General features: G+C 43.6%; 10 protein-coding genes. All 10 read right to left on the reverse strand.

Annotated elements, in window-relative coordinates:
- Window positions 1–41 precede the first annotated feature (41 nt).
- The 10 genes from HF312_01650 to HF312_01695 all read right to left on the reverse strand — a co-directional run bounded on the left by HF312_01650 (window position 42) and on the right by HF312_01695 (window position 13,526).
- Window positions 42–1,754 (reverse strand): PAS domain S-box protein, encoded by a 1,713-nt coding sequence (locus HF312_01650; protein ID MCU7518888.1) that lies wholly within the window; start codon window positions 1,752–1,754, stop codon window positions 42–44.
- A 49-nt stretch (window positions 1,755–1,803) separates the two neighbouring features.
- Window positions 1,804–2,916, reverse strand: a complete 1,113-nt coding sequence (locus tag HF312_01655; protein MCU7518889.1) for an amino acid ABC transporter substrate-binding protein — start codon at window positions 2,914–2,916, stop codon at window positions 1,804–1,806.
- A 101-nt stretch (window positions 2,917–3,017) separates the two neighbouring features.
- On the reverse strand, window positions 3,018–3,572 hold the full coding sequence (locus HF312_01660; GenBank protein MCU7518890.1) for a BMC domain-containing protein: 555 nt from the start codon (window positions 3,570–3,572) through the stop codon (window positions 3,018–3,020).
- 40 nt (window positions 3,573–3,612) lie between these two features.
- Window positions 3,613–4,929: an NADH dehydrogenase subunit gene (locus HF312_01665; GenBank protein MCU7518891.1), complete on the reverse strand. Its 1,317-nt coding sequence runs from the start codon at window positions 4,927–4,929 to the stop codon at window positions 3,613–3,615.
- Window position 4,930: 1 nt separating this feature from the next.
- On the reverse strand, window positions 4,931–6,163 hold the full coding sequence (locus HF312_01670; GenBank protein ID MCU7518892.1) for a serine/threonine-protein phosphatase: 1,233 nt from the start codon (window positions 6,161–6,163) through the stop codon (window positions 4,931–4,933).
- 34 nt (window positions 6,164–6,197) lie between these two features.
- On the reverse strand, window positions 6,198–7,466 hold the full coding sequence (locus HF312_01675) for a peptidase M64 (GenBank protein MCU7518893.1): 1,269 nt from the start codon (window positions 7,464–7,466) through the stop codon (window positions 6,198–6,200).
- 21 nt (window positions 7,467–7,487) lie between these two features.
- Window positions 7,488–8,066, reverse strand: coding sequence for an orotate phosphoribosyltransferase (locus HF312_01680; GenBank protein ID MCU7518894.1), 579 nt, complete (start codon window positions 8,064–8,066; stop codon window positions 7,488–7,490).
- A 254-nt stretch (window positions 8,067–8,320) separates the two neighbouring features.
- Window positions 8,321–8,836 carry a T9SS type A sorting domain-containing protein gene (locus HF312_01685; GenBank protein MCU7518895.1) on the reverse strand — a complete coding sequence of 172 codons (516 nt, stop codon included), beginning with the start codon at window positions 8,834–8,836 and terminating at the stop codon, window positions 8,321–8,323.
- Between the two features lie 779 nt (window positions 8,837–9,615).
- Window positions 9,616–10,680, reverse strand: coding sequence for a hypothetical protein (locus HF312_01690; protein MCU7518896.1), 1,065 nt, complete (start codon window positions 10,678–10,680; stop codon window positions 9,616–9,618).
- Window positions 10,681–11,024: 344 nt separating this feature from the next.
- Window positions 11,025–13,526 (reverse strand): ATP-dependent Clp protease ATP-binding subunit, encoded by a 2,502-nt coding sequence (locus tag HF312_01695; GenBank protein MCU7518897.1) that lies wholly within the window; start codon window positions 13,524–13,526, stop codon window positions 11,025–11,027.
- Window positions 13,527–13,795 lie beyond the last annotated feature (269 nt).

Consider the following 13,795-nt stretch of genomic DNA (forward strand, 5'->3'; position numbering starts at 1 on the left):
CCTCAGAATAATACTTACATCAATTTTTCATGCTTCCAATTTTACGATTTTTTTACCGGAAATGTAACAATAAATTCAGTTATTACTTCAGTATTTAACTGAAAACTTCCCTTTAACTGTGAAGAGAGAATACTCACCAGCTGAAGGCCGAGTGTCTTCGGATTTACAAGGTCAACCTGGTCACGGGGGAATTCCTGTCCGTCGTTATAAACTGCCAGTGAATTCACCTGACCGTCTGAACAAAAACGGATCCCCACTTCACCCGAAGGCCTGTCAGGGAATGCATATTTGAGAGCGTTGGTCACAAGTTCATTTATAATAAGCCCGCATGGAATTGCAGTATCAACGCCCAGGTAGACATTTCCCGGAATTTCTATCTTAAGCGTTATGGAATCGTGGTTTACGCGGTACGACTTAAAAAGGCTTGAAGCGAGGCTTCTTACATATTCCCCGAAATTAATGCTGGAAAGGTCGCCCGACTTGTATAATTTTTCATGTATAAGCGCCATGGATTTTACGCGGTCCTGGCTGTTACGGAACATCTCGAGGGCCATTTTATCTTCTATAAATCCCGACTGCAGGTTCAAAAGGCTTGAGATAACCTGAAGGTTATTTTTCACCCTGTGGTGTATCTCTTTAAGGAGAATTTCTTTTTCCCTTAAAGAGGTCCTTATTTTATCCTCCGATGTCTTCCTGCTTGTAATGTCGCGTATAATGGCAAGGAGTATCACCTCGCCCTGAAGCTCTACCTTGTGGAGATTTACATCGGCAAAGATCTTTTCACCCGTGGATTGTGCAAACCGGCATTCAAAATGCTGGGGCTCGCCTGTAAGAGCCTTCTCAACTATTTCAGTGATATTTATGCTAAATGGATTTTCTCCGGAATTAAGGAACTCATTTATTTTTATCCCGCCCGCCCGTTCTTTTGTGATTCCGAAGAGCTGCGAGGCTTTTTTGTTGGCCTCAAGGAGCTCCCAGTCCTTTACGAGCACTATGCCGTCGCTTGCCTCGTCAAAAATTGACCTGTACTTGATTTCGCTGTTCATGAGCTCGCTTCTCTGCACTTCCAGCCGGTCAATCATCCGGTTGAAAGAACCGATGAGCCTGCCAATCTCGTCATCGGACTTCCTTTGAAGCTTCAGCATGTAATTGCCTTCTGAGATCTCCTCCATCCTGAGGCTGAGCTCCCTGATCGGCTTACCGATAACTCTTCTAAGCGTAAAATAAACCGAAACAATGATTACGAGCGCAATAATAACAGTCTGCAGCAAAATCCTCAGGATTATATTCCGGATCTCACTTTGGACTTCCTCTTCTGAAAAATAAACTTCTAGATATCCTATCGGCTCACCACTGCGCTTAATTTCCCCCTTCATTGAAACGATATAGCCTGATTTGGGCAGCCTGCTCTTAAGATCCTTTTCTGAAATATATTCAAATAAAGAGGAGCCTTTCCTTATAACGGCTTCAAAAATTTCCCTGTTCTCATTTCTGATAATGATTGCCATTATATCCTGGTTTGTTTCATCAAAGGAAATAATACGCCGGGCTGAGATGTTGTCATACGACCAGACCGATTCAACGAGGCTGTTGGCAATTCTCTTAAATCTGATCTCCTGCCTCGTCTTTGTCTCGTTGAGAAGTCTTTCCTTTTCAAAAGTATACGTATAACGGCCGAATAAGCAGAGGAACACAACCACGCTGGCTGTAACAATGAGGATTGTCTTAAAAAGTATGGAATTCTTCAATTTCATTGAATTGTTAATTTTAGAAAAATGGAAATAATCTATTCAGCATACAGCCCTAGGAAACTGTAACGCCGTACTTTTTCAGTATTTTTTTAAATTTATCAGTTTTCTTGAACCTGGAAAGTTTCTCAGAAAACTCCATTGAAAGCTGCTTTTGTTTCCTGGCTTTTGAAAAAGCTATGTAGAGGTGATCCTGACTTAAGTTAGGTTTTAAGAGTGTAAATTTACCGGCAATACCTTTCTGCTTCATCAGATATTTCAGAAGGCTTAAGGATCCTGCCCCAAGGTTTACCCGTTTTTTTTCAACCAGGCTGATCACAGACTCTGTATAAGGCACTTCCTCTTTCCTGAGGTAACTTGCACGGTCAAAATTCTCTCCGTAGGAGGTGCTGGTTATCACCCCGATAACATATTTTTTCAGCTTTTTCAGGTCCCCGTCAAATGTGATATTGGATTCCTTCAGCTTAAAAAGAGTATTGGGCTCATCTACGGTAAACTCTGAAGGATAATAAAGATATTTCATTCTCTGGCTGTTTTTGAAAATTGTCAGTATGGCGTCAGCAGATCCTGATTTCATCATCTCTATGCACCTTGCCCAGGGATACATTTTGTACTGCGGTTCAATTCCCAGGCTGGAAAAAACTGCCTTTGATAACTCAATCTCAAACCCTGTAATCTTAAGCAGTCCCGCCTGAAAAAGAATATCTTTTGTTTTCTCAATAGATGCTTTATCAGCGTTTCCAGACAGGGAGTACTTTCCGGACTTCCTGTCCAGGTGATAAAAAGATAGGAGAAAATCCCTGTTATGTTTTTCTTTTATTTTCTTCAGAATTGAATTCTTAAATTCACTTTCAGTAACAAGTCTTGGAGGGTTTTCAATGTAACAAAATGGAGGATGGCTTTCCATCACCACCGTTATTTTACGCACGGGAGCTTTTAGAAGTGTATTTTTCTTTGAAGAAGCACTCTTTGAAGAAATCTCCTTTACAGTTGTTTTGTGCAGAGGTTTTCTTTTTAATGTCTTTTTCTCAAGAGAGACCTTTGGGAGGTTTTTTGTTTTTGAACGGTCTTTGGGCGTAATCGGCGCTGAAAGCAGCAGAAGGAAGACTAAAGAATATAGAGAAAACCTCAGGACTGTACCTGAAAAACCGGATCTAAATTTAGCCATGTTCCGTACTCTCTCTTCTGCTCCAGTTTAGAATATTTACTTCTTTATAATCGAAAGAAGGCAGAAAATTTTGAATCAAAAATGCAATTTTTTAAGCTGTCTTATATCATGTCATTAAGCAGTTCCTGGCGGGGCTGTGCAATGACAACCTTGTTAACCAGCAACCCTTTATCAGAAGCCACTTTAGCACCCGACTCCACGGCCGAGGTCACTGCTGCAACCTCACCCGTACAGGTAAAAAATGCCTTCCCGCCCAAAGCCATGGCAAGCCTTAATTCAATAAGCTTTACATTTGCTGATTTTACAGCTGCATCGGCAGCCTCAATTAAAGATGCTACAGAAAAAGATTCCACTATACCCAGTGCTTCAAGCATCTCCACCCCCGTGTGCCCTGCAATTGCGGGAAAGATCTGTTCATGTACGTTTGGAATAACAAAGGTGTCTATTACGGCAAAGCGTACCATATCCGAAGCAGCATCCACCGCGGTCTGCACTGCAGCCACGTCGCCTCCTATTAAGACCATATACTTTCCCGAACAGATAGACCTGTTCAGTATGAGCTCAACATCGGAAGTCTTAAGCATGATATCAGCAGCAAGCATTCCTGCTGCAATGCTCGTTAATTCTATTAAACCTATGGAATTCTTCTTATCCATTTTATCACCCTGTTAATTGGTATTATCATTCACACGGAAACTACTTTGCAATAATTCTTATAAAGTCCTCAGCAATATTGGTCACTACTCCGTCAATTGAAGCATGTATGTTTGCACCAAGCTTTCCCTCAGGGGGTTTTGCAATAAGCTGACCTTTTTTAACATCTGCACCTGAATCAACAACAGGGACTGATTTTTCACCCGTGTGCTGCTTTAATAATATCTTAACACTATCGGTCTTCAGGCTCTCCCTTAAAAAAGGCGTAGGCACGTTATAGTCCTGCAGGTTCAGCCTTCTTATAAGCTGTTTAACCGGGACTCTTCTTCCTTCCTTTACAGGGTGCACTGTAACCGGGTGAGTCTGTACGTACTTCACGCCCTGGCTTCTCATCTCTTTTTTAGACCACTCACATGCTTCCCTGGGATAAAGGTCCTCGGGGCAGGCATAGAGCGTGCAAATGCCGCATGAGCAGCAGAGTTCTGCAAACTGGTTCCATACCGCGCTTCCGGTCTCAGAGAATACAAGCGAGCGCATTACCTTGTGCGGCTGAATGTTATATCCCAGCAGGTAGCGCGGGCAGAATTCTGTACAGTAGCTGCACTGGTCGCATGCCGACTTCCCGATGCGGTATTTGGATTTATCCGTCCGGTCCTTTCTTTTTACAAGGTAATGGTCCTTAGGGAGTATAATGAGCCCCGAGGTAGTTTTTGTCACTACTTCCGAAGTGTCGTAAGTAAAGCCGCCCATCATAACGCCGCTGATAAAAATGCAGTAATCCCTGATGGTTGTTCCGCCCGCATATTTAATCAGGTCCTCAAAGCTTGTACCGATCGGGGCAAAGAAAGTGGAAGGGTTTTTTACGGCGCCCGTAACGGTAAGTATCTTTTCCGTAACCGGTATACCCTCTTCGGCCCTTGCAACGTTATAGAGCGACTCAACGTTATTTACAACGCAGCCCACGTTAAGAGGGATTCCCGCAGGCGGAATAAGCCTTTTTGTTGCCGAATAAACCAGTTCGTACTCGTCTCCCGAGGGGTAGAAGTCTCCCAGCTCACAGATTTCAATCGTGTAACCTTCAAGTTCTTTTTGTACGGCTTCAATGGCAAGGGCATTTTTGGATTTTATTCCAAAGTAGCCCATTCGTGCAGAAGTGGAATCCATCATGAGCTGCATGCCGCGGACGATTTCTGGGGCGAAATTCACCATGAGCTCAAAATCCTTGTGAAGCAGCGGTTCGCACTCGGCGCCGTTTGCGAGCATAAATTCAACTTTGGATTTTGCTTTTACGTGGGTCGGGAATCCTGCTCCCCCGGCACCCACGACGCCGGCATTTAATATTTTCTCAGCCAGTTCCATTTTACGCAGTCCTTTTTATAACTACCAGTGTCTTATCGTCTGAATAAGTTCCGTCCTTTGAAAAATGTATAACATCGTTTAGAATTGTATATGCAATTTCCTTTGGAGAAAGATGGATCGCCTCTTTAAGGGTTTTCTCCAGGCGTTTTTCCTCGTAGCATTCCTCCTCTGTGTTGGCGGCATCGGTTATTCCGTCTGTATAGATCAGGAGCACGTCGCCTTTAGAGAAGTTTATGTTCTCGGTTTCATACTTCGCGTGAGGCGAGGGGCCAAGAAGCGGGCCCGTAGGCATCAGGTAAGTTGCCTCACAAGTACTGCTTTTAATAAAAATGGGCGGGTTATGCCCGGCGTTGGCATAAAGAAAAAGCCCGTTTTTGTCCGTAGCAACTTCGCCGTAGAAGAGCGTGGTGAATTTTGCCTCGCTGAAAATTTTATGCACAAGCTCATTCATTTTTTTCATTAGCGGCGAAATTTTAATCTGGAATGCGCTTGCCATTCTTAATGCGCCGGAGACGTACATCGCCTCGGCTGCAGCGCTTAAGCCCTTGCTTGCTGCGTCCCCTACCGTAATACCCAGGCGCTCTTCGTCGTCGCCGATCTTAAGGTAATCAAAGAAATCCCCGCCTATAATCTCGGCAGGAAGCGTTAGGCCGAACATCTCAAAATTATGGAACTTGTATTCATGTTCCGGCAGAATGCTCTTCTGGAGCTGCTTTGCACGGTCGATATCGGCCTTTAGGTGCTGTGCATTTTCACTTATGCGGCGCTGCTTGAGCTGTGAGGTCAGGACGGTGGCAACAATGTTTAACGTGTGCCTGAGCTCGTCGTTGATATTATTGCTGTTTAATGCCAGCAGATATTCATAATACGGTTTTCCGTCCATCTTCTGCTTGGAGCCCACGCCCGAAACAGAGTACTTAAAAATTCCCTTCTCTCTCAGAACCATATTTGTCTCATCAGAAAGAACAGTCCTTTCGGTGGCCAGCATTTCAAAAACCGGATAATCTTCTATATAGATCTGAAAGTTCTCGGTTATCTTTTCAAGGTTGCCCGTCTGAAAGAACAGCCTGTAAGATTTATTTGCCTCATCAAGCCTCCAGAGCCTGCCGCCAATTATTCCAGCCTCTTCCTTAAAAACGATCTGATTAAGAACCGTCTCCAGCATTTCCTCTTCGGTCTGGAACTTTCCTGCTGCAACAGTTTCTATTGTACGGTATAATCTCTTCTGATTCATTGTTTCCTTAATATTTTAGAATATTCCTGAACTTTTATTCGGAATAAAAACTGATCATTTTCTCAATGGCTTCCTGGCAGACCGGGCAGAAGTTATTAACAGTAATAGACTTCATCGTGCAGTCCATTCTCGGCCTGTAGACGCCCTTTGCAACGTAGCCGCCGCCTTCAAAAACCCCGACGGTTTTTTCGTAGTCTTTTCCCATTGGAGTAGGCACGGGTACGTTTTGGGCCACCATGTTCTTCCATTTGTTTTCAAAGTGAACGAGTGTTGTAAGGTTCGGCTCCCATGGTTCAACTCCCTCGGGGTAGAAATTCTCATACGCCACGTCAGAAGTGTAGTACTCATCTCCCAGGCCTGCAAAGCCGTGGCCGAACTCGTGAGTAAATATGTATTCCTCAAACCTGTTGTCGCTTACGCAGACAGAGTAATGGTTATAAATTGCACCTCCGCCGTAAATATCCGTATTGACAAGAATGTATATCTGGTCGTAGGGAACGTTTGCGGCAATGTCGCGCAATGATTTATTGTCGCTGGTCATTAAGTAGCGTTCCAGGTCGAAAGTAAAGAATGTTGTATTAACCGCTGTTTTCTTCCAGACGTTCTTAGCCGGAACGTCTGTACCCGAATCTTCAGAAACAGCTTCAACGCCCCACACGTTGAACTTATCCTTATTCTCCTTGTAAGGAGTGGTATTAAAAAGGTATTGGGCAAACTTTTTGCAGTCACGTCTGAACTTCTCCATCCCGCTCTTTGTGTATCCGTCGGGTATAATGACAAGGTCAACTTTCTTTTCAGGCTCACCTGACTTTACAACTTCAAAGGTGCTGCACTTTCTGTGGAGTTCGGGGGAAATAAAATAATTTTTGGGGTTAATGTAATACTCAAAACTCTTCTGAAACCTGTTCATCCTGTCGCGGCTTAGGAATTCAGCGCGTATGGTCTTCTTCGGGAATGGAAGCGTCACTGTTTCGCTGAAAGTCTTTGTTGTTTGCTTGGCCTCAGCCGTAGTCTGCCACTCGCTGAAAAGGGTTGAATACCCCCTTGAATAGATGAGCTTATTGGAAGCCGAGTCGTAGACCATTAGCATATACTTGCCGTATTCGAACGTATCGATAAGGTTCTTGTGCGAGCCTCCGAAGAAGGGTTCCACTCTGAGCTCATCCATGGAAATGGACTCTGTTTTCTCAGTCCCCGTATGGAAGTAGTCTATCCTTAAAGTCTTTGGCTCAAAATAGTCGTTAAACTCCACCTGTGCCATTACGGACACTGTAAGAAGGAAGAAAAGTGCAAGAGTTTTCATGTTATCCCCTATAGAGGTTAATTAAACTTTTCTCGAACCCGGTTTTACAACAGGGATGCCCTGTTTGCAGAGCGGGCATTCTTCTGGTGTATATGAAACAACGTCCAGCTTAAGGCCGCTTACCTGGGGCACGCCGAAATCGACCTTGCCGTTGGAGCGGTCGACTATCATTCCCACACCCACGACCTCGCCGCCTAATTTTCTTACGATGTCTATGACTTCAAAGACAGAGCCGCCTGTTGTCACAACATCCTCGCAGACAAGGACCTTTTCGCCCGGCGTAATTGTAAAGCCGCGCCTTAAGGTGAGTTCCTTGTCTTCCCTTTCAGCAAATATGGATCTTTTCCCGAGCTGGCGGGCAACTTCCTGCCCTACAACAATTCCGCCGATTGCAGGAGCAATAACGGTATCAATTTCATAATTCTTAAAATAGTCAGCTATAATGCTGCAGATAGTTTCAGTATGGTTCATATACTGGAGGACCTTTGCGCACTGGAAGTACTGGCTGCTGTGGCGGCCTGAGGTCAGGCGGAAATGTCCGTTTAAGAGGGCGCCCGTCTCCAGGAATATTTCCAGTATTTTACTGTCTGTAAGGCTCATTTTCTTTCCTAGAATGATTATTTTACTTTGAAAAATAACTATAGGACAGATGGCTTGCAAGTGAAAAGGAGAAAAGATAAATTGCCCGGGGGACTTTAATTTTTGAGGGAAAAAATTATTCCTGTTTCTTCCTGCCTAATCTTAAAAAAATGGAGCCGCCTCATTATTGAAACAGCTCCCCGGTATTTTTTGACTAAGTTAACCCTGTTGGATCTGCCCTTTCGGCTGTGCAAGGCAGAGCTGCAAAGGCAAATTTATTTTACAAGGATAAACTTTTTGCCAGCCGAATATTCCCCGGCAAATAATTTATAAAGGTATACACCGCTCGATAAATTTCCCGCATTGAAATTTACTCTGTACTCCCCTGCTTTTTTGAATTCATTTACCAATTGTGACACTTCATTGCCCAGAGTGTCAAATACTTTGAGGCGAACAAGGCAGTCTTTAGGAATTGAGTATGTTATTGTAGTGATACTGTTAAAAGGATTTGGATAATTCTGATTTAATTTTGTTGTATAGCTTTTCATAGCCTCAGGGGCTGAGGCATTAACAGGATTTGCAGAACGGAATATTACTTGACCAAACTTTCCGCCTGCATACAGGTATCCGTCAGGCGAATATGTAATGTAGTATTCAGGCATAAAACCGCTAAATTTATCCAGCCCATCCGAATTTACGACCCAGTTTTCTCCGCCGTCGGCTGACATGTATGCATTTGCAACTCCAATGGCAAAGATTTTATCTGTGGGAGTTACAGTAATGTCACTCATATTTTCGGCAACATCAAATTCCTTATAGATACCGTTATTCCTCTCCTGCCAGGACTGTCCGTTATCTTTAGAGATGAATATCCCTTTATTTGTACACACAAATATCTCGTCTTTGGAATTCGCGGCAAGTGCATGCCCGAAACAGTAGTCCATATAGTCCCCGGTCCTGATGCCGTCATTGCTAAAACTCCAGGTCTTAGCGTGATCAGTAGTCCTGAATATAGCGGTACAACTCTCGCATAAAGCGCCGCCGCTAACGGTTGCGGCAAGAATGGACCCGTCCTTGCAAAAATGAAGATCGCACACAAATTCAGCCGGAAGGTCCTGGCTTCCCGATTCCCAGATAATTCCACCGTCAGTTGAATAGTAAACTTTTGCTGAGCAGGGAGAGGCGTACGTGCCTACAAAAATTTCATCCTTTGAGTTGATTCGAAGTGAAACAGGATAAGTAATACTGGCCATATTAGACCAGCTATTGCCATTATCTTTGGACATGATCACCACCTCGTCGCAGGCGGCAAAAACATCGCCGCTACCCGTAAAATCAATGCTTTTGGCGTTTAACAGCCCTAAAAGTGCACTGGTATGGATCCAGGTTTCGCCATGATCGGAAGATCTGAAAATCCCCTTACTTGTACCGACGTACACATCACCATTTTTGTTGGCTGCAATACAATTTACTGTCCCGGCCTTTGGGCCATTGAGTTTCTTCCAGAAGGCCTGCTGGCAGCTTAAAGTTGCAGTAAGCAGCACCCATAGGCATACAAAACTGATTCTAATCATTTCATTCCTCCTATTCTTTTATAAAAAACAGAAGTCAGCAGTGATTTAGCCGAGCGGAATATATTCGGGCTGAGGGGACCGCCCCCGAAGTATACATATCCATCGGGAGAAGCAGCGACACTATACTCAGGATAAGGCTTCCGGAATATATCCAATCCGCTTGTATTAATAGCCCAGCTTTGGCCATCGTTAGTGGACAGATAGCATGTATATTGGTTGGAGGCAAAGATCCAGTCATTTGGAGCAACTGTAATATTATCCATACTTTCAGGCACACCTTCTTCAATTCGGATCCCCGTGTTTACCCCTTCCCAGCCAAGGCCATTTGTTTGTGTCTTATAAATGCCGTAAGCTGTAGCTGCAAAAATCTGGTTTTTCGAATTACCGGCAAAACTGAATGTCCATTTGTAAAGAGCGGGATCCAGGCCATCGTCACTTTTTTTCCAGGTTTTACCATCATCAAGACTAAGGTATATACCGCCATGATTTTCACAGCCAAAACTGTTATCGGTAGTGCAGGCAAGAACAAATCCGTTATCGCAAAAGAAAATATCCTCTACACTTACAACAGACATCCCGTAGCTGCTATTTTCCCAGTTTTTTCCGCCATCAGTTGAACAATAAATCCTCCCCCCGCATGATGAAATTTTCGAGGTGCCCAGATATAATTTATTTTTCGGATCCACCCTTAAAACAGAAGGATATTCCATCAGTGTAAGAATATTACTAAAGCAGGCAACTGCTTTCCAACTGTCCCCGTTGTCATTTGACACATAAAAGCTATCATTAGTCGCGACATAAACATTTCCTGTGCTGTCAAAACTTATGCAGCCTGTATTTTTCATGTCATGTGATTTTGCCAGTATCTGCCAAGTCTCTCCATGATCGGTTGAACGGGAAACACCTAAAGTTGTTCCGGCAAACACATCACCGTTTTTATTAATGACAATACATTTGACCAGACCCGCTGAGGGTCCGTTTAATTTTTTCCAGAATAACTGCTGTCCATGGATGTTTGCAGCAATGAAAATAAAGATCAGCATCTTAAATAAATTCACCATCTTTCATACCTCCTTTTTTTCATTAAAATGGAAGACAATTATATTGGTCAGAATGAAATAAAGTGAGATTTAACGGTTGTTCCTTTTATTTATAAAGGAATGAATGGAGTAAAAGGATAAGATTTCAAATGCGTAAATAAAGAGCGTTGATTTTGTAATGTGTTGATAAAATAATAAGAAAATAAAATCAAGTCAGTTACTGTGCTCTGAATGTTTCAGGGAGGTTTTTGGGATAAAATATTTATAATTCAGGCTCAGAGGCGTATGCCTTTGCGGGCGAAAAAAAAGGCGGGCTGTGTCACTTTAAGACACAGCCCGCCTTTATCACATTAATTCAGTTTAATTCAGCTTTCGGAGCGTCCGGTTTTTTCCTTTTCATCCGATACACCGGCCTCAGAAGTGTCCTCAATAAAGTAGAGTTCATCCTGACCCTCTGCATGCTTTGCAACAATCTTGCTGCCCTGCTTGAAAGTGCCTTTTAAGATCTCTTCAGCAAGCGGATCTTCCACGTACTTCTGAATTGCCCGTTTCAAAGGTCTTGCTCCGTACTTCGGATCAAATCCCTTGGTTACCAGGAACTCCCTTGCCGAGTCATCGAGCACGATCTCCATCTTGTTCTGCTTCAGGTTTTCAATCAGGTCCTTCAGCTCAATATTGATGATCTGCATGATGTCTTCTTTCTCAAGGCTTCTGAATACAATGGCTTCATCTATTCTGTTCAGGAATTCAGGGTTAAAGAGGCGTTTCATTGCATCTTCAACCGAGGTCTTCATGTTCTGATACTTGCCTTCTTCAGTGGCCCCGCCGAAACCGATACCGCCCGTAGGCTTAATGTCTCTTGTTCCGACGTTTGAGGTCATGATGATAATGGCATTCTTAAAATCGACGCGCCTTCCCAGGCTGTCGGTTAAGATACCGTCATCAAGCACCTGAAGCAGTATGTTGAACACATCGGGATGAGCTTTTTCAATTTCATCCAGAAGAACTACCGAGTAGGGCTTTCTTCTTACCTTTTCAGTAAGCTGGCCGCCTTCTTCGTAACCGACGTATCCCGGAGGCGCTCCGACAAGGCGCGATACGGAGAACTTCTCCATGTATTCACTCATGTCGATTCTGATTAAGGCATCCTCGGAATCAAATAGATATCTTGCCAGAACCTTTGCAAGTTCGGTTTTACCGACGCCTGTAGGCCCTAAGAAGATAAAGCTTCCGATCGGTTTATTCGGGTTCTTGAGTCCGGCTCGTGTTCTTCTGATAGCTCTTGTCAGCTTTGTAACAGCCTCATCCTGGCCCACGATCTGGCTTTTTAAGGCTTTTTCCATGTTCATCAGCTTCTCACTTTCAGCCTGGACAACGCGTGTTACAGGAATACCGGTCATCATTGAAACCACGGTTGCAATGTCGTCTTCACTTACGTCATAGACCAGGTCCTGCGTCTTGGCTTCCCATTCCCTCTTCGCAATTTCAAGGTCGCTCTGAAGGTTGCGTTCCCTGTCTCTCAGGCGGGCAGCTTCCTCGTAGTCCTGCCTTTTAACTACTTTAACCTTTTCCTGTCTTACTTTTTCGATTTCCTCTTCGAGTGCCAGTATTTCTTCAGAAACCGAGTAGTTGCCCATGTGCACTCTGGAGCCAGCCTCATCAAGAACGTCTATTGCCTTATCCGGCAGATAACGGTCAGTAATGTAGCGGTCGCTCAGCCTTACGGCAGAATCAATTGCCTTGTCGGAATAGCGCACGTGATGATGCTCTTCGTATTTGATTTTAATATTTGTCAGTATCTGAATTGTTTCATCCACAGTTGGCGGATCAACCATAACCTTCTGGAATCTTCTGTCCAAAGCTCCGTCGGTTTCAATATACTTTCTGTATTCATCAAGTGTTGTGGCACCGATGCACTGTATGTCGCCGCGGGCTAAGGCCGGCTTAAACATATTTGAAGCGTCCAGGGAACCTGAGGCCCCGCCGGCGCCGACAATTGTGTGCAATTCATCAATAAAGAGGATGACATCAACTGCCTTTTCGAGCTCTGTCATAAGAGCTTTCATTCTTTCTTCAAACTGTCCGCGGTATTTTGTACCTGCAACGAGCCCCGCAATATCCAGAGTTACAACTCTTTTATCCTGCAGGATTCTCGGGACTTTTCTTTGAACTATTCTTAAGGCCAGGCCTTCAGCAATTGCAGTTTTACCAACGCCCGGTTCACCAATTAGGACCGGGTTGTTCTTTTTTCTGCGGCTTAAGATCTGTGCCACGCGTTCAATTTCACGTTCACGCCCTATAACAGGATCGAGTTTGTCTTCAATTGCCAGCTTGGTCAGGTCGCGTCCAAAGTTGTCCAGAACAGGCGTCTTTGTCCTTTCGACCTTTTTTTCCGAAGGAGGAGGAGTTGCCCCGGGTTCCTTGGGATTCTTGCTGCTTAAAATGTTATTTAATTCCGCTCTGGCATTTTCATAAGTTACATTAAATTGGTGCAATATCTGTGTAGCAATATTATCTTCATCTCTAAGCAAAGAAAGTAAAATGTGTTCAGTGCCAATTACGTCCGATTTGTAGATTTTTGACTCTATTTGTGTAATTTTCAGTACTTTTTCTGCCTGCTTAGTCAGGGGAATATTGCCTATAGTAAGTGTTCCTCCGGAAGTCCTTACCGTATCCTCAATTGCCTTTTTCAGCTTTACAAGATCGCAGTCCAGATTTCTCAAAATCCTTACGGCCATACCCTGTCCTTCTCTGATGATGCCGAGAAGCAGATGCTCGGTGCCGATATAGTCGTGCCCCAGTCTTAAAGCTTCTTCACGGCTCAAGCGGATTACGTCTTGCACTCTTTCTGAGAAGTTTCCGTCCATATAATTCCCTCATTTCTTAAACGTATTTTTAAGGATTACTCTTAACTATAATATATAAATTGTATACCCCCCAATCAAGTATAAACCCCGCTAGTTGAACTGTTTTACCTTAATTGTGTTGTATAGTACATAACAATAATATACGGTAATAGTTTCATTTACTTTAAATTTTATTTAATCAGCACCGGTAAAAACCCCATACGTCCGGAGTTTCATAAAAATAACTGTTAAAGATTAATATCACGTTAATTTCAAATAAAAAAAATGAC

The organism is Ignavibacteria bacterium, from assembly GCA_025612375.1.
Lineage (GTDB): Bacteria > Bacteroidota > Ignavibacteria > Ignavibacteriales > SURF-24 > JAAXKN01.

Excerpts from the sequence above, each read along its gene's own strand:
- HF312_01650 (MCU7518888.1), bottom strand. The coding sequence starts at position 1,754 with ATGAAATTGAAGAATTCCATACTTTTTAAGACAATCCTCATTGTTACA.
- HF312_01655 (MCU7518889.1), bottom strand. The coding sequence starts at position 2,916 with ATGGCTAAATTTAGATCCGGTTTTTCAGGTACAGTCCTGAGGTTTTCT.
- HF312_01660 (MCU7518890.1), bottom strand. The coding sequence starts at position 3,572 with ATGGATAAGAAGAATTCCATAGGTTTAATAGAATTAACGAGCATTGCA.
- HF312_01665 (MCU7518891.1), bottom strand. The coding sequence starts at position 4,929 with ATGGAACTGGCTGAGAAAATATTAAATGCCGGCGTCGTGGGTGCCGGG.
- HF312_01670 (MCU7518892.1), bottom strand. The coding sequence starts at position 6,163 with ATGAATCAGAAGAGATTATACCGTACAATAGAAACTGTTGCAGCAGGA.
- HF312_01675 (MCU7518893.1), bottom strand. The coding sequence starts at position 7,466 with ATGAAAACTCTTGCACTTTTCTTCCTTCTTACAGTGTCCGTAATGGCA.
- HF312_01680 (MCU7518894.1), bottom strand. The coding sequence starts at position 8,066 with ATGAGCCTTACAGACAGTAAAATACTGGAAATATTCCTGGAGACGGGC.
- HF312_01685 (MCU7518895.1), bottom strand. The coding sequence starts at position 8,836 with ATGAGTGACATTACTGTAACTCCCACAGATAAAATCTTTGCCATTGGA.
- HF312_01690 (MCU7518896.1), bottom strand. The coding sequence starts at position 10,680 with ATGGTGAATTTATTTAAGATGCTGATCTTTATTTTCATTGCTGCAAAC.
- HF312_01695 (MCU7518897.1), bottom strand. The coding sequence starts at position 13,526 with ATGGACGGAAACTTCTCAGAAAGAGTGCAAGACGTAATCCGCTTGAGC.